The sequence below is a fragment of the Aeromonas australiensis genome, assembly GCF_000819725.1.
GTDB classification, from domain to species: Bacteria; Pseudomonadota; Gammaproteobacteria; order Enterobacterales; family Aeromonadaceae; genus Aeromonas; species Aeromonas australiensis.
In genome coordinates this window covers 56,947-73,483 of record NZ_CDDH01000062.1, presented here as the reverse complement: position 1 = coordinate 73,483, position 16,537 = coordinate 56,947, and the positions used below count along the sequence as shown (strand labels likewise).

Annotated in this window: 15 protein-coding genes; 5 read left to right on the top strand and 10 right to left on the bottom strand. The window is 58.4% G+C overall.

Translation table 11 applies throughout. From position 1 onward, the window contains the following. Positions 1–81 precede the first annotated feature (81 nt). The 4 genes from BN1117_RS09970 to BN1117_RS09955 are packed head-to-tail and all read right to left on the bottom strand — an operon-like array spanning position 82 to position 5,196. Positions 82–1,218 carry a glycosyltransferase family 4 protein gene (locus BN1117_RS09970; protein WP_040096983.1) on the bottom strand — a complete coding sequence of 379 codons (1,137 nt, stop codon included), beginning with the start codon at positions 1,216–1,218 and terminating at the stop codon, positions 82–84. Further along, the gene (locus BN1117_RS09965; protein ID WP_244463535.1) at positions 1,215–2,492 is read right to left on the bottom strand and encodes a glycosyltransferase family 4 protein; all 1,278 of its coding nucleotides are present in this window, start codon (positions 2,490–2,492) and stop codon (positions 1,215–1,217) included. The genes BN1117_RS09970 and BN1117_RS09965 overlap by 4 nt, the downstream gene beginning before the upstream one ends. Then, on the bottom strand, positions 2,489–3,889 hold the full coding sequence (locus BN1117_RS09960) for an O-antigen ligase family protein (protein WP_040096980.1): 1,401 nt from the start codon (positions 3,887–3,889) through the stop codon (positions 2,489–2,491). Before BN1117_RS09960 ends, BN1117_RS09965 begins: the two co-directional genes overlap by 4 nt. Beyond that, positions 3,877–5,196 (bottom strand): lipopolysaccharide biosynthesis protein, encoded by a 1,320-nt coding sequence (locus BN1117_RS09955; RefSeq protein ID WP_040096979.1) that lies wholly within the window; start codon positions 5,194–5,196, stop codon positions 3,877–3,879. The genes BN1117_RS09960 and BN1117_RS09955 overlap by 13 nt, the downstream gene beginning before the upstream one ends. Positions 5,197–5,496: 300 nt before the next feature. Between BN1117_RS09955 and BN1117_RS09950 the strand changes: the two genes are divergently transcribed. The 4 genes from BN1117_RS09950 to BN1117_RS09935 are packed head-to-tail and all read left to right on the top strand — an operon-like array spanning position 5,497 to position 10,467. After that, on the top strand, positions 5,497–6,252 hold the full coding sequence (locus tag BN1117_RS09950; protein ID WP_040096977.1) for an acyltransferase: 756 nt from the start codon (positions 5,497–5,499) through the stop codon (positions 6,250–6,252). Then, the gene (locus tag BN1117_RS09945; RefSeq protein ID WP_040096976.1) at positions 6,249–7,448 is read left to right on the top strand and encodes a glycosyltransferase; all 1,200 of its coding nucleotides are present in this window, start codon (positions 6,249–6,251) and stop codon (positions 7,446–7,448) included. The genes BN1117_RS09950 and BN1117_RS09945 overlap by 4 nt, the downstream gene beginning before the upstream one ends. After that, entirely contained in the window at positions 7,445–9,979 is a 2,535-nt protein-coding gene (locus BN1117_RS09940; RefSeq protein WP_040096974.1) for a hypothetical protein, read from the top strand. Before BN1117_RS09945 ends, BN1117_RS09940 begins: the two co-directional genes overlap by 4 nt. A gap of 11 nt (positions 9,980–9,990) precedes the next feature. Then, entirely contained in the window at positions 9,991–10,467 is a 477-nt protein-coding gene (locus BN1117_RS09935; RefSeq protein WP_040096972.1) for a hypothetical protein, read from the top strand. Here the strand turns inward: BN1117_RS09935 and BN1117_RS09930 are convergent. Both BN1117_RS09930 and BN1117_RS09925 read right to left on the bottom strand, forming a co-directional pair. After that, positions 10,445–10,894: a hypothetical protein gene (locus BN1117_RS09930; RefSeq protein ID WP_040096971.1), complete on the bottom strand. Its 450-nt coding sequence runs from the start codon at positions 10,892–10,894 to the stop codon at positions 10,445–10,447. The genes BN1117_RS09935 and BN1117_RS09930 overlap by 23 nt on opposite strands. Positions 10,895–10,960: 66 nt before the next feature. Next, positions 10,961–11,728 carry an archaeosortase/exosortase family protein gene (locus BN1117_RS09925; RefSeq protein ID WP_040096969.1) on the bottom strand — a complete coding sequence of 256 codons (768 nt, stop codon included), beginning with the start codon at positions 11,726–11,728 and terminating at the stop codon, positions 10,961–10,963. A 157-nt stretch (positions 11,729–11,885) separates the two neighbouring features. Here BN1117_RS09925 and BN1117_RS09920 point away from each other — a divergent pair, with 157 nt between their 5' ends. Further along, positions 11,886–12,731 carry a DUF1194 domain-containing protein gene (locus BN1117_RS09920; protein WP_040096968.1) on the top strand — a complete coding sequence of 282 codons (846 nt, stop codon included), beginning with the start codon at positions 11,886–11,888 and terminating at the stop codon, positions 12,729–12,731. Positions 12,732–12,884: 153 nt separating this feature from the next. Here the strand turns inward: BN1117_RS09920 and BN1117_RS09915 are convergent, their stop codons facing one another. The 4 genes from BN1117_RS09915 to BN1117_RS19035 form a co-directional block, all read right to left on the bottom strand. Continuing rightward, the gene (locus BN1117_RS09915) at positions 12,885–13,457 is read right to left on the bottom strand and encodes a hypothetical protein (RefSeq protein WP_040096966.1); all 573 of its coding nucleotides are present in this window, start codon (positions 13,455–13,457) and stop codon (positions 12,885–12,887) included. Positions 13,458–13,503: 46 nt separating this feature from the next. Further along, positions 13,504–14,502: a S66 family peptidase gene (locus tag BN1117_RS09910; RefSeq protein ID WP_040096964.1), complete on the bottom strand. Its 999-nt coding sequence runs from the start codon at positions 14,500–14,502 to the stop codon at positions 13,504–13,506. Between the two features lie 503 nt (positions 14,503–15,005). After that, positions 15,006–15,638 (bottom strand): histidine phosphatase family protein, encoded by a 633-nt coding sequence (locus BN1117_RS09905; protein ID WP_052441482.1) that lies wholly within the window; start codon positions 15,636–15,638, stop codon positions 15,006–15,008. A 144-nt stretch (positions 15,639–15,782) separates the two neighbouring features. Then, positions 15,783–16,523 carry a PhzF family phenazine biosynthesis protein gene (locus BN1117_RS19035; RefSeq protein WP_082032585.1) on the bottom strand — a complete coding sequence of 247 codons (741 nt, stop codon included), beginning with the start codon at positions 16,521–16,523 and terminating at the stop codon, positions 15,783–15,785. Between the last annotated feature and the right edge of the window lie 14 nt (positions 16,524–16,537).

The window sequence follows — 16,537 nt, the reverse complement described above, 5'->3', positions numbered from 1 at the left end:
CATTCTGATAGCCGGTACTGCCATGTTGCTGACCCAGCGATGCTATAGCGCGGCGGCGCTGCTTTACCGGGCCACTATATGCTAACCGTGCACTGCTCGGCTCAATCCATCCCGTCGCAACAGCCCTTCCCACTGCTCCAGCGTACTTTGGTAGGTATCCACCGCGTTGTAATGAGCCTCGGCATGCAGCCTGGCATGATGGCCAAGTCGCTTGACCACCTCGGGCATGGTATTGAGGCTTGCCAGCACCCGTGCCAGATCGCCGGGATCGTTTGGCTGATATTTGCGACACTCAACGCCATCGGTCAGCTGTTGATCCCACCAGGCGCCGTCGGCCGGGATCACCACACAGAGCCCCGCAGCCATCGCCTCCAGAATGGAGAGACCAAACGGCTCTTGCTGACTGGTTGAGACAAAAATGCCGCATTGAGATCGGATCTCGTCAAGATTGGGCGGACTGGGGTACCAGTGGGTATCTGGCAATTGTGGCTGGGGCTGGCTGCAGGGCTGCAGCGTGCCCTTGGGCTGCAGATAACACACCGTTAATGGCGGACGCGCATCGACGAGCATCTGATGGGCTGCCAGCATTATATCCAACCCCTTCCAGCGCAACAGGGATGCCGCCCACAGGATCCGGGATCCACCAGCCGTTGCCGTCGGCCACTCCCGCTCGCTCAAGCCGTTGATAAATGGCTGCCAGTGTGACGGAAAGTCCCTCTTGCCAAGGCGGGTAAGCAGCGCCGTTAAAGAGCCCTGTGCAGAGTGCAGATAAAACACCGCACTGGCCCGTTGCAGTGCTCTGGCAGAGAGCCCCGAGCACCCCACAGGCCCATGGATCAGTTGAACTACCTGACAGCGCAACCAGCGGGCCGCCCAGTAACTGCACAGATCCACCCCGGGCCCGGAGGCAGCCAGCAAGCATTTGACTGCCCCCAGACGCCACGCCAACCAGACAATCGCCATGGTCTGCCACCCCTGCTTGAGCAGATAACCGATGCCGGACTCCCGCCCTTTCAATATCCGGGGCAACCAAAAGGGGTGATGCTGGCAACGGGGCCAGGAGTCGGGATCCTGGGTCAACACATGGCATGTGAGCTCGGGCATCCGTTTGGCCAGCTCATCGAGCATCACTTCGGTCGCTACCTTGGAGCCCCCGCGAAACGGGATAGGGTCCACCACCAGGATCTTGCCGTTGACCGGTATTGTCTCTGCTCTCATCGAGTGATGCTCCTTATCCAGCCAAAACCCGCCTGCAATTTTGCAACCCCATTCGCCAGCCCTCCCGTCAGCATGTTGCGCCCTTTGGCGGCTAGCCTACGCCCCGCCCAGCGGACGATGGCGCCATAGGGTGATTGCAATGTACTGCGCCAGCGACCAGCCAGCGCGGCGTCCCACACCGCCGTGACGCCATCGACATAGCGCGCTACCGTGAACAGTTGCGCGGCACGCAGCTGAGCGGCCCGCCCCATCGCACATCGGCGTTGCGGATTGCTCAATTGCCGCCAGTGATCAGCCATCTCGGCCCAATCCCCCGGGGTCGCCAGCAAGCCGGTCACCCCCTCCTCCACCACTTCAGGGATGCCGCCCACCCGATAGGCGCTGACCGGGAGCCCCAACATACCCGCCTCCGCCAACGTCAGACCAAACACCTCCTCACGGGCTCCGGAAACCAGCAGATCCACCCCGCCCCGCAAGATAGCCGCGCTGTCTGGCCGCTCCCCTAAAAAGTGGACCCGATCCCCCACCCCGAGCTCGACAGCCAACGCCACCAATGCCTCCCGCTCCGGGCCGCTGCCAATGACCAGCAATTGGGCCTCCTCCCCCGATGCCATCAGGGCAGCCAGCGAGCGGATCAGCAGATCAATCCCCTTGCGTTTGATCAATGAGCCGATGGTCGCAATGATCAGATCCCCCGGGGGCAAGCCCAGCACGCCAACGATCGGCCAGTGAGCACCGGTATTCAGGCGAGCGGCATCCACCCCGTTGGGTACCCGGATCAACCGATCGGCCGTGCAGCCATCCTGGCGCCAACCGGTCAATACCGGCTCACTCACCCCGATCAGCACGTTTGCCTGATGAACCCGCAGGCTGAATCTGTCTCTGGGCTGGTAACGGGCATGGAGGTGACACACCAGGGGTACCTGCAACGCCCGACAGACTCCCGCCAGCCACTGGCAAGGGGCCGCGCTGTTGGCGTGCACCAGCCCGATCTGCCGCTCGGTGATGAGCTCTCTGGCTCGCCGGGAGAGGCGCCGATGGGCTGCAAGATCAAAACGGGGTGCCTGCCACCCCAGCAGCAGGGTGAACGGCTCGACTATGGTTTCTACCCCGAGGGTCGCCGCCTCTGTCGCCAGAGCCGGGCTATTGCACCAGAGCAACGGCGTAAACCGGCTGCGATCGAGGTGGGCCAGCAGATCCAGCAGGCAGCGTTCGCTGCCGCGGATCCAGTCCTCTCCGTAGTGCACCAGCAAAACCGGGATTGTCTTCATCATTTTGCTCCCTTTGGTAACGCTGCCGACAACCGGGTTGCCCCTTGGTCATCCTCATTGACCTGCCCTTCGCTGGCTGCCTGCTGCACATATTTGATGGCGGCGACAGCCAGCGCCAATTCCAGATAGATGGGCCAGGTAAATCCCTGGGTCAGGAAAGAACCCGAGATGACAAACCCCACCATGCTGGCCATCACCCCCTGCATCGTGGTGATCACTGCAGGAGGCATGCCAGCGAGCTGACAACGCCAACAACTGCGCAGGGTTACTGTCACCATGCCGATAAAGAGCGCCAGACCGACAAAACCGGTTTCTGCCAGCACCCCGAACCAGGTGGAGTGCACCGCATGATTCAGTCCATCCCAGTGGGGGCTGTAGAAGAAGTAGTTGTAATAGAAGTTGGACAAGCCCACCCCCACCAGTGGATGGGCCAGCGCCATCCCCCAGGCCGCTTGCCAGGCGTAAATCCGCCCCATGGCCGAGGCATCAATCCCGCTCTCGGCCGCCCCGCCGGAAGCCCGACCGCTGATCCCGGCGGCGGCAAACAGCACCACCAGCGCGACCATACCCAGGGAGATCAACAGGGTTTTCGACTGCACTCGCTGCCAGGCGAACAGGCCGCCAACGGCGCAGATACCCAGCAGACCGCCGCGACTCTGGGTGGCGATAATAGCGGCCGCAGTCAGGACAAAGCCGAGCCCCCCCAATAAACGCCCCCCGACCCCATTGCCCTGATTGAGTAACAAGCTAAGGGAGAAACCGGCAGGAAAGAGCAGCACCAGTGCCAGATCGTTGGGATCCCCCAGCACAGAGCCCAGCTCGCGCCCTATGGTCACCCGAGTGCCCTCCACCAACCCAATCCCGCTCGCCTTGTTGTAGAGGGCCACCAGCGCAACCAGACAACCGGCGGCCACAAAGACCCGCACTGCCAGCGCAAAGTCTTCCGGTCTGCGCACCAACCAGGCGGTGGCCAGGGTCATCAGATAGACCTTGCTGTAACTGCCGGTCCAGGTGGCGATCGCCTCGCCCCGGTTGCTGGCAAACAGCACGCCAATGGAGACCATCACAAAGAATGCCGTCAACCAGCTCAAGGGTTGGCTCCAGTAAGGCTTGATCCGGCCGGTCAGTACAATGTGCCAGAGCAGTGCACCGATGGCGGCCAGCGAGAAGAGCAGCGGGATCTTGAGGGGATAGAGCGGGGGGAACACCTCATGCAGCCGAAAGAAGGAGAAGGTGACAAACCCCAACACCATCAAAAACGGCCAGCGCAGGGCAAACCAGATGGCGGGAATGGCAAGGCCAATCACCGGCAGCAGCAAGGGATGAGGCAACCGCCACCAGAGCAGGGCCAGCACCAGACAGATGGCGCTTGCCCAAAGGGCTGGCGCTAGACGAGCCATGATCCTGCCCACCATTGGCCAAGCCAGACCATCGCCAGCGCCCCGAGCGAACTGGCCCACAGGGTGGAGAGGCGATACGGCAGCGGCAACAAGCGCTGACTCACCAGATAGAAGGCCAGCGCCCGCACCAGATAGACCAAAAGCAGGGTCCAGATCACCCCATCGACCCCGAAACGGGGAATAGTGAGTAAAAAGCCAACCACACCGAGCACACTGCAACCCAGATTGATCACCATCTGGGCATTGCTCTTCTCGCCGCTAAAGCAACCGACATTGAGCAAGTCCGAGACATTGCGCACCGCCATGCCCAGCACCAGCAGTGGTATATAGGCGATCGCCCCGTGATAGCTCTCCGGGGTCAGCCAGCGAATCAGCAAGGGCGCCGTGAGCCCGACGATACCTGCGGTGAGAAAGCCCAATGCCGAGCCCATCACGCTGTAGTGGGCATTGAGCCGCAGTCCATCCGGCTCACGCAGCAGCATAAACCTGCGGGGATACCACCAGAGGGCAAAGGGTTGCAGCAACAGCCCCACCGCCAGCGCCAGTTTGCCCGCCACTGCGTAGTAGGCCAGTTGCACCTCGCCCACCACATCAGCCAGCAGCCAGCGATCCAGCCCGCTCAGGGCAAAGCCTGCCAGCCCGCTCACTACCAGTGGCAGCCCATAGCGCAACAGCGGCCGATAATGTTGCCAGTCAAAACGGATCCCGCTATCTCGCCACAGCCAGAAGCTCAGCAGCAGCGCCAGTGCGATGCAGGTCAGGGTGCCGGAGGCCAACACGCCACTCACCCCCCACCCCAGCCAGAGCCACCAGGCCGTGAGCAGCGACTGGATCACCGCCTTGCCTGCGGTTGCCACGAAAAAGAGCCGCGCCTGATTGCGCATCCGCAGCCACGCCAGCGGCACCCCGATCACCCCTTCAAACGGCAGGGCGCACAGCACCCAGCGCACATCCGCAAGGCGGGTTTCCACCGGCAGCCAGGCTTGCACCACAGGTGCCAGCAGCCAGAGTAGCAGCAGACTGGCCAGAGCAATCAACCAGACCAGACCGAACATGCGGGCCACCACCTGCTGGCGCGCCTGCTCATCTTGCGCCAGTCCGGCAAAGCGATAGAGGGCATCCACCAGGCCAAAGCCCAAAATAAGGGAGCCCAGATTGATGAGGGTCAGCAGCACCTCCAGCTGACCGTATTCACGAGGCAGCAGCTGATGGGTCAACACCGGCAGCATCAGCAGGGAGATCCCCTTCATCAAGAGCAAGCCGACGGCGTAATAGAGCATGGCTATCTGGTTCACACCAAGTTTCATAAGGCCTCCCAGCCACCACAAGCATCCAGCTCCGAGTCAGCTAACGCTGATGCAAAGCCCACGCCACTCACACCAACCCAGAGGGGATCGCCCCCCGGCGTGGCTCGAGCCCAGTGGCAAAGCCAGAACAAGCTCAGAATGAGACTGCAAATTGCGTTTTGCACAAGATTGTGCTGCAAATTGCACTGCCCCAACGAGTCGCCTCCGCCATTGCTCCATTCAGCGCCAGCATGCTCTTGTTGGCCCGATCCCTGCTTGGTTAGCAACAGGCAACGGACTGCACCAGAGGGAGAGGTCACCATGAATATCATCAACCTGCACCGGATAAAAAGCTGGGCCAAACAGGGAGAGACGCCCCTTGCCCGCCGGATATGGTGCCTGGCCAAAAGCGCCCGCCACTGGTCATTCCCCGTGATCCCGCCCCTGCACCGACTGCTTTATCGGCTCTATCTGCTTGGCAGCAACGCGCTGGCAACCCTGACCCGCACCCTCTGGTGGACCCCCTTGTTTCAATCTCGCCTGACGGCCCCCGCCCCACGCCTCTACCTCTATGGTGGCATCCCCTATATCAGCGGTCCGGTTGCCATCGAAATAGGCGCCGACTGCCGCCTCAGCGCCGCTATGACCATCAGCGGCCGGGCATCAAGCCAGACCCCAAGTCTGGTGATTGGCCGCAATGTCGGGATTGGCTGGCAAACCACTCTGGCGGTGGGCAGCAAGATAGTGCTGGGGGATAACGTCAGAATTGCAGGGCGCGCCTTTCTGGCGGGCTACCCGGGGCACCCGGTCAATGCCCGTGAGCGCGCCCTTGGTAAACCGGATCTGGATGAACAGGTGGGGGCCATTGTGCTGGAGCAGGATGTCTGGCTCGGCACCGGGGTGATGGTAATGGCAGGCGTCACCATAGGCGCCGGCACCATTGTCGCCGCAGGCAGCGTCGTCACCCGGGATCTGCCCGCCGGCGTGCTGGCTGCCGGGGTACCGGCCACCGTACTGCGCCCCTTGCAATCACAGGATCACAGCGACCCCGCACACACCTCGGAGGCCTTTGCATGAAACCACATTCATTGCCGCAACTGGTGGTGCTGGGCGAGGATTGGGGCCAGCACCCCTCCAGCACCCAGCATCTGATCAAACGTCTGCTGCCCGATTATGACGTGCTCTGGGTCAACTCCATCGGCCTGCGCTGCCCCCGCTTTACCCTCCATGATCTCACCCGCATCGGCCGCAAACTGGGGGCCGTGCTGCGTGGCGCACGCCATGCTGGCGGCCAGTCAGTTTCGCCATCCGACGCCTGCCGCCCCCGGATATTGCCACCGCTAGCCTTGCCACTGCCCGGCAGTCGGCTGGCAGGCAAGATCAATGGCCACTGGCTGGCGGCGCAGATCCGGCGCCAGCAGCCCGCGCTGGATCGCCCCTTGCTCTGGATCTCCCTGCCCAGCGCCGTCGATCTGATTGGCAAGCTCGAAGAGCGCGCTGTCATCTACTACTGTGGCGATGACTTCTCGGCACTGGCCGGGGTGGATCATCAGGCCATCGCTCACTGCGAGGCCCGACTGGTGGAAAAAGCCGATCTCATTCTGGCCGCCAGCCCCGCGCTGGCCAGCCGCTTTCCCCCCCATAAAACCCGGCTGCTCAGCCACGGCGTGGATCTCGAGCTGTTTATGCCCCCCAGAGCGCGTCCGGCGGATCTCCCCTCCGGCCGCCCCATTGCCGGATTTTACGGCAGCCTGAGTGACTGGATTGATATCCCCCTGCTGGCAGAGACAGCCGCCGCCCTGCCCCACTGGGATCTGGTGCTGATTGGGCCGGTCCAGACCGATATCTCCCCCCTCAAGGGGATCCCCAATATCCATCTGCTGGGGCCCCGCCCCCACCACACCCTGGCGGCCTATGCCCAGCACTGGCAAGTGAGCTTGCTGCCCTTTGTCGACAACGCCCAGATCCGTGCCTGCAACCCACTCAAATTACGCGAATATCTGGCCGCAGGGCGACCCATCGTCAGCACCGATTTTCCGGCACTCGATGGTTATCGGGATCAGATCCAGCTCCCCCACGATGGGGAGAGCCTGGCCGAGGCCATCAATCGGGCCGCCTTTGATCAATCCAATCCGGGCTGGTTTCAGGAGAGTGGCTGGGAAGGGCTTACCCGCAGCGAAGGGCGCCACACCCGCCAACAGCAGGTGGCCCAGCAAAGCTGGGATCACAAGGCTGCCGAGCTGAGCAACTGGCTAAAGGGATTATGGGGATGAACAAAGGGCTCTGGTTGGTTCTGTTGCTCTGTGGTAACACAGCGATAGCCGCCACCCGGCTGGAGGGGCAGACTCCGCTGCCCCTGACAGGCAGCCAGACACCCCAGCGGCTCGAACTGAGTGGCCACAGTTGGCCGGTGGGTAGCGACGATGAACTGGTGATTGAGGGTCATAACCCCAGCGCCCGCCCGCAAATCATGATCCTGCGTATCGACGATAACGCCTCGGTCAACTACCGCAGCCGGGTCAATCTGGAGCGGATTGTCGCCCCAGGCCCCTTTACCCAGCGCTTTGCCCTGAGTGAATGGCGCACCAGCCAGCCCAGAGCACTGGCGCTGGACAAACTCACCAAGCTCTATCTCTTTATGGCCGATAACGCGCCAGCACTGACCATCCACCGTTGGAACTGGGAGCCGGGTTTGACCTTGCCCACAGACACCATCGCGCTGGATCTGGGGGCGGCCACCGCCCCCCGCTTTACCGGCTTTGAGACCCTGAGCCCGGGGGATCCCCGGCTGCTTGGCCATCCCACCGCCATCTTGCGCCCCTCTGGCGATGCTCTGGTGCGCGATGGGCTGCGCAATCTCGACGGCGTACGGCTGGAGGTCGCCAAGGGGCGCTACCAACTCACCCTCTGGCTGGATGATCCCGGCGAGTGGGAGTACCTGCCCCACCCCTTCGAGCGCAGTGTACTGGTCAACGATGAACCGGTATGGGCCGAGCAGTGGCAACCACAGGAGTGGCTAACGCAGCGCTATCTGGCAGGGCAATCCCGCGAGGCGTTGCCAAATCCGGATCCCTGGCAGCTGTTCGGGGCCCGTCAGGGGGGCCCGGTCCATGTCACCCTGAACCACCCCGGCGGCCCGCTCACTATCACCCTGGTGGGCCACTCACCGGATGCCAAATACCTGGCGGGGCTGCTGCTTGCACCCTATCCGGCCCCCACCAGCAAAGTGGCTCTCCCGAATAGTGAGAAAGATCTCGCCATATTGGCCGACGCTACCGCAACCGTGCTGACCAAACAGCGCCAGCTGTTTTTGGAAAAGTGGACCCTGGCCCCCTATTCACCCGCACCTGTTCCGGCACACCTCAGCCTTACGCCCATTCCGGATGCCGCCCCCACCCTGCACATCGCCCCGGCATCTGCAGCCGCTGCGTTGCAGCACGCATCCCAACCGGTACTGGCTGCCAGAGGTAGCCAGCTGCTGCTGGAGTTTGCCATTCATGCCAACGCCGATGACCCGGCCCCACTCTTGGTGATCCAGCCACCTCAAGCTGACCAGCTGACGCTGCCACTCACCCCCTACTACGGCAGATGGCAGCTGGTTCGCCCGCAGGCAAGCGGCACCTTGTTGACCCCCTCGGATCAGGAGCTGGTCGAGGGGATCGCCGGGCTCACCCTAAAGGCCGGCGTCCCACGGCGATTGGTACTGCAGGTAAGCGTCCCGCGTAACGCCCCTGCCGGCCCCTATCAGGGCAATATTCAGCTGCTGAGCCAACAGCAACTGGTGCAGTTACCGCTGACTATCGAGGTGCTGCCACTGACCCTGCCCGCAGCCAGCAAGCCGGTCGGAATCTATGTAGAAGCCCCCCCTTATCTGAACTGGCTCAGCCCCACCCCCGAGGCGCGGCAGCAGCAGATTGCCGCGGCCAGTCGCTGCGATCTGGCGCGGCTCGCCAAGCTGGGGATCAGCGGCCTCTCGCCCGCGCTGCCACAAGATGAGGCAGGGATGCGTGACATCATGGGGGAAGCGGCCGGGCTCGGCTTTGTACCGCCCCTGCTGGCCTATACCCCGCTCAAACGCTGGGGCAGTGACCTCGCCAGCCAGCTTGCCCAGTGGCAGGCGCGGCAACAGGCGCTGACCGCCAGCGGCTTGCCGCCGCTGGCATGGAGCCTGTTTGATGAGCCCGATCTTGCCACCCTGCCCGCCATCACCACCCTGGCGCGGGAGATGAAACGGCGGGATCCGGCGGTGATCCGCGCAGGCCACTTCAACCATCCCGGCCAGGTACCGCTGCTGGCAGAGGTGGAGATAGCCCTGATCAACGCAGGCTTTGGCGCCGACAAAAGCGATGTGGAGCGAGTACGCCAGCACCAGGTCACCCCCTGGTTTTACAATCTGGGTACCCCGCGCGCCGCCGGGTTTTACCTGTGGCAAAGCGGCGCAGAGGGCTATTTGCAGTGGCATGGCCGCATGCCCACCGCCCTGCCCTATGACCCCACCGACGGGCGGGAGAGCGACTTTATGCTGCTCGGCCCACAAGCCTGCGAGGCGCCACGTCTCTCCCATGATCTGTTGCTGTTGCAGCAAGCCATCGAGGATCTGCGCTGGCTCGCCTGGCTGGAGCAGGCCGCCCGCTATCAGGTAGAAGCCGCCCTGCTGCAGGAGCGCCTGCGGGCCCAACTGCCGACCCGCTGGCTCATGGCAGAACAACTGCCTTCAACCACCTGGATCCAGTGGCGCCGCGAGATTGAACAGCTGGCCAAGGGATTGAAAACATTGCAAACTGATGTCCATTCATCCCCCTGAAGTGACTGTATATGGCCAACCCGACTTCCCGCGCTCCCCTCCAGGTCAGCGCCCTGCCTCGCCTGTTACTCCTGATGCTGCCGCTGCTGATCCTCACCGGTTGCGCCCGTCAGGAGCCGGTCAATGAGACCCTGCCGATCCTCAACCAGTTGCGGGAACAGCAACTGGCCGAACAGCCCCAGCTACAACTGCAGTACCAGCAAGCGGAGACACAACTACCAGCGGATCAGGAGCAGCAGTTGCATCAGTTTTTGGGACGCAAGGATCCGGCCCGGATTGCGCTGATAAGCGGCCCCGGGTTGCAAACCGACATGCTGGAGAGTGCGCGGACAGCGAGCGCACGGCTGACCGCCCTCACCCGCTTGCTCGGGTCTCGCGCCATTGAGCTGGAACCCCGCTATGACCCCATGCTGGCCCCCAATACCTTGCTGATCCGCATTCTGCCAAATGGAGAATCGGGGTCTGTCACCCCATCGGCGGCACAATAAGATCAAGGCAGGAGGTGGGCAAAGCCACCCGATAGAGGGGATAAGGGGCCAGCCCCCATAATTTGCGCCAACCCTGGGTAAGGCGATATGAAAGGAGCGGTGGGCTCTGGTACAGCTCGCCTAAAAACATCACCCCCTGACTCATCCCCACGCCCGCCAACGTTACCGACATCGCCTCACTATCCGGCGCCACCAGCATGGCCTGCAACAGGCCGTCACAGCGGGGATGAGCCAGCTGATAACTGACATAGGTGCCGCCCAATACCGGCGTGGCCACCCGCAAACGCCAGCCCAGCTGGACCAGCTCCAGCAACATGGGCTTGGCCCCCTCATTGGCCGCCCGGTTCTGATAACGCCACCCCATGGCGGCAGCACTGAGCAGCGCCACCAGCAACAGCAGCAGATATCCCTTAGACACGCCGGCCATCACGCCTCCTTGCACAGTGCATCGTTAACCGCAATTGCTACTCCGGCGCCAGCAACAGAGATCCTGCTAGAGGGCATCACGCGGGCGCCCACGGATAAACAGGATACTCATCACCAACAGCATAATGACCCACTGATAGAGCTGGGCCCAACTACCGTTATGAAGCCACTCATACCAGCGCAGATCCAGGCTCATCAGCACCAGCCGCAACTGGTTGGCCCCGATATAGAGCAGGCAGACCAGCAGCAACAGGGGCCACTGCCGGTGCAATGGGCGCTGCGGTGCCAGCCAGCAGCTGGAGATAAGCCAGGCGATGATCACCAGATAGAGCTGGGAGAAGGATGAACACCCCTTGAGCACAATCAGCGCATGGCCCCCCAACCGCTCGATGCGGTTGCCATCAAGGTGGATCTGCCACCCCAGCAGCTGCAACCACTGGCCCACCCCCCAGGCATCGAACGCCAGCACCGGGCCAGAGAGCAACGCAAACACCTGCTGCCCCCACAACACCGCCACGGTCAACGCGAGCACAATCTGCAGTACCGCCCGCTCATCGCGACTCTGATGACGGCGCCACAGCGAGGCCACCAGCAACAGACAGGCCAGCGCCTTGCAACTGGCACTGGGGATCATGATCAGCAGGATAAAGAGCGCCAGCGCCAGCGGATGCGGGCGCCAGCTCGGTGCAACCCGCGATGCAATTTGCCACCAGACAGCAATTAGCAACACCACCAACAGGTTGAAGTGACCCGTATTGAGCCATACCATGCCCCACTGATTGGCCAGACCAAGCAATAGCCAGTTGGGTGCCCACTGCCAGGGACGGATCGCCATCGCAACTCCTGCCGGTTATCAACACGCTTGAACGCTTTCGCAAGTTCCATGCCTGCCCAGCCTCCCCCAAACAAAATCAAGTCAGAGCATGCAACAAAGCTGGCACGGTTTATTCATTCCCCCTACTGGCACTCGCGCCAGGGAGAAGGAGTGAGCAATGAAACTCAAACCGTTGGCAGGGCTGCTGGGGATGCTATGGTTCAGCTCCCCGGTGTATGCCTTGATCCAGGTCGATACCGAACTGCAACTGCTGATGGATGTCTCCGGCAGCGTCAGTGCATCGGAGTTCAATTTGCAATTGCAAGGCTATGTAAACGCCTTTTACAACCAGGAGGTACAAAGCGCCATCCTCGATACCAGTGATGGCAAGCTCGGCTCTATTGCCGTGCAGATGATCATGTGGAGCGGCTCGACCCAACAGAGCGTGATGACTGACTGGTTCCACCTCTACGACATGACCTCCATCAACAACTTCGCCGCCACCCTGGATTCACTGGTGCGCCCCTTTGCCGGGATGACGGCGCCGGGGTCCGCCATGGCTTTTGGTGGTTTGCAGTTTGATACCAATAACTTCACCGCCACCAGACAGGTGATGGATGTGTCGGGAGACGGCATCCAGAATGCCGGATTGGATACCGCTACCGTGCGGGATCAGCTGCTTGCCTCCGGCATTGATACCATTAACGGCATCACCATCGGCCAGGACTATGCCGACGGTGTGCTGCAAGATTGGTATCTCAACAACGTGGTCGGCGGCAAAGATGCCTTTGTTATCAATGCCACCACCTTCGCCGACTTTGGCCATGCCTTGCAGCTCAAGCTGGCAGCCGAGATCAAAGGGGGCATCATTCCCGAAGGAGCACTGGCCGCCCCCATCGAGGAGATCCCGCTGGCCGCCCAGCTGCTGCTCGGTATGCCGCTACTGCTGGCATGGCGCTATCAACGCCGTAATCAGGGACGCCTGCAGCCCGCCAACGGGCAGCTGGTACCTGCCATCGGCTAATGAATCACCCCGTGTATCACGATGAGGGAGCCATAGCTCCCTGATTTTTGCCGGCGGCGATGACCTCAATGCCGAGTACAAAGGCTAGACACCCTGACGACATTCGCCCGATTGACCAATATGCCAGGTCTGACCATATCGCTGCTGCGCAGCTTATTCTGAGGGCAACAATGATAACGCCTCCAGAGTTGATGCGATGAGTTCTCTCTTGCCCAGCGCCTGGCGTAAAGAGAGTGCCTCTGACAGCACGGCGCGAGCGTTGTCATAGACACCGGTCTGTGCGAGAGCCTTGCCAAGATGATGCAGTGCGAAATGCCGCTTAAGGGAACTTGGTTGCAGCCGACCGACTACTTGAGTGGCCAAGCTGACAGCTTCGTCCGCACGGTCGAGCCGCTGCAAAACCTGCACCAGGCGTAGTTCTGAGCTAACGCGAGCAGCATCGTCCTCTGAAACCATCTGCGCGGAGATCACCTCTCGGAGAATGGCCTCTGCCTGAGCGGCTCGTCCCACACATAGCAACATAAAGGCGGCAGCGCTCCGAGCTCTTGAAGCGTCTTGTGATAATGCAGCACAGGGATGTAGGTCGAGGGACTGATTGGCAACAGCCTGCATGGCTACTGGGTCTACCGCTTCAGGAAGCAGGTAAGGAGCGTACAAACGGTATTCCGTACCGGTACCTGCGACACAAAACGTGTAGTCATAAGAGTGCTCTATGGATGGGTTCATCCGTCCTCACTTTGAAATAAGCTGCATCACAGAACCTACGCGCTGGTTATTTAAGCCAACACTCCTCTAGCTTAAATGTATGATGATCAAAGTCGATTGTCCCTCGCACACCCAATGGGGTTACCAGCATCGGATGTGTATGACAACTATCAAAGCCATAAAATATGGGGACATCTTTACCTGCTAACACTTCGATTAAAACGTCTAGCGGTGTTCTACCTGTGCCTTTGTTGTCAAATAATTCATGCTTGCCCAATATGATCGCACCAACTCGCTCAAGAACATTGCACGCTGCGAGATGTGCAAACGAGCGCTCGACATTTTCGATACCTTTTAGAGAATCCTCTATGAGTAAAATATCGCCCACTTCAATCTCTGGCATGTATCGACTCCCCCAGATCCCCGCCATGGTGTTGAGGTTTCCGCCAATAACTCTGCCGGTGACTTTACCTTTACCGATAAACTGCCACTCATTCGGATAAACGGGTTTAGCTGAATGCTGAGTTTCCCAATCATGCTTAATATCTGTCCATGTGGCGGGCATTGAATATTTATATTCATTCGCCCCTGAGCATAACAGATCAATAAAAGCGTGAAAGGTGTCATCAACCAATGGGGGATACTCACCAAATGATGCGACTAAAGCTGGCCCATAAAATGTGATGAGTCCAGTCTGAGCATAAATACCAAGCAGTAAGGCTGTCACATCTGAGTAGCCAACAATGATCTTGGGATCATTTTTTAAGGCAGCATAGTCGATATATGGCAACAATGAATTACTATTACTACCACCTATTGTAGACATGATGCAACGGATATCCGGATCCCGAATAAGTTGATTCAATTCTTCAGCACGCTCTCGAATCGAGCCAGAACGATAATAATCAGATTGCCCCGTCAGCGAACCTACAACTAACTCAAATCCCTGTGCCTCAAGGTAAGCTCTTGCTCTTTGAAATCGATTTGGCGCAAAGGTGGTGGCCGGTGAAGATGGTGAGAAAAACCCAATTTTATCTCCAATATTTAAAGCCTTGGCATATAACACTTACCGCTATCCTCCATAATTTTAATAAGCAAAATAACGCCCGCCTAAGGGGCTGGCAACGCATTACCACCAAACTTAAACACAACAACTGCAACCACCGCGGCTCAATGGGGCTGGAACCGACATTCCACACCTGATTGGTTTTTTTCGGCGACGATACCTACACGTTCACAACAAATGGCAACATCGAGGTGTTGGGGGTTGAGGCTGGGGCAAAAGTTAAAATGCTCGGATTCATACTTCCCCCCCCGTGAAATGATGTGAACTGTTACCCAACAGAGCATTATCACGTGGCAACGTGAATGAAGTCACTGGTTTTCTCAATTCAATTCTGCTTGTGTGAACATCATCACCATTTAAAATGCAAAAATTAGGTGCGGAATGACGGCTTGAAGCGTTTGTTATGCACGTGCATCTGACCAAACAGAAAACCCGCTACCACTTGGCTCTGCAAAATGAAAACGGAAACCACCAAGGAACGAAGTGAAAATGGCACGTATTTACTAATCGCCCTTAAACGTTTCGTTATACGGTTGGTAGTTCAATAGCTTGATAGCATGGTTGTGAAAATAATCGTCAATTTCGAGTACCGAAATACTCCCTGCACCAAGCTTATAATCAATGTATGCCATACTTTCAATATCGATCATTTGGAAAGCAGCAATGACAAAGCTAGCTGAGAATCCATGCGCAACGACAATAATATTTTCATTACTATGATTAAAAACTGATTTTACAAAATCAATCACCCTAACCGCCAAGTCTCTTGGTGATTCTGCCCCCTCACAAATACGATGGTCGAGGCGATTCCCTTTTTTAGGTGGAAAGCGTATTAGCTTATTATGCTGATCTTGTGGCAATCCCTCATTTTTACCGAAAGACATTTCTCTTAAGCGACTGTCCAAATGGATTTTAGCGTCACTACAGAGAATCTCGGCAGTCTGCCTTGCTCTATTAAGGCCTGATGAAAAAACATCATGAATGCTAGGATTAAAACCCAGCTCAACAATTTTTTCTTTAATTAGTTTGGCTTGTTCTACACCTTTTTCAGTTAATTCAGAGTTGTACCAACCTCCAACCAAGCGATCAACACTGTGGCTGGCTTCTGAATGAGTAACTAAGCATATTCTTTTCATTACATAACCTTATTTGAAACCGCATAACGCCCGCCTAAGGGGCTGGCAACGCATTACCACCAAACTTAAACACAACAACTGCAACCACCGCGGCTCAATGGGACTGGAAACGCCACGCGTTGACACTCCCTCTTGAGGCGTTTGTTAAATTGCAATTGCTCGCCGCTTTGATTGGGCAAGTACTGTAATTGAATTTTCAGTTGTTCTCTCCACTTCAAAATAACCACCTGACATTGAAAGTTGACGCGCATTCAATGCGTCGGAGCCAAGTTTTTTAAACCAATACGGTGCAAGAGAGCATTGTGCTGAGCCTGTTGCTAAATCCTCAGATATGCCAATTTTGGGAGCAAAGTATCTTAAAACATAACCACTATTACCATTTGCAGCCGTTACAATCAGAGCATGGTATTCGTTGATTTCTCTCAAGCGATCGTCATCTGGCTGGAAATTCATGACAGCCTCAACCGAAGGCAAAACCAAGACTAAGTCTCGGGTAGAAAAAACATCAATCGCATCCATCGCTAAATCAGAGATTTCTACTGGAACGGCACAAGGCTTTGCTTCCCAGCTTGGTAATACCAATGAATATTGGTCATCTCTTTTAGAAATCACCACTTCACCGTATTTACTGTTGAAAACTACATTCTCCAGTTGGTACTTAGAAAGGATCGCTGCACCAGCGCCTAAACTCCCGTGACCACAAAGATTAATTTCACCATCCAATGCAAACCAACGAATGTGAAACTGTCCGTCAACGTGAGTAATGAAAGAAGTCACAGGCAGTCCAACTTCACGGGTTATTTGATGTAACTCGCTATCGGAAAGCCAGCCATTTAGCTCTAGTACCCCGCAAGGATTACCAAAGGCCGATTCGCCAATAAACACATCATAAATATCAA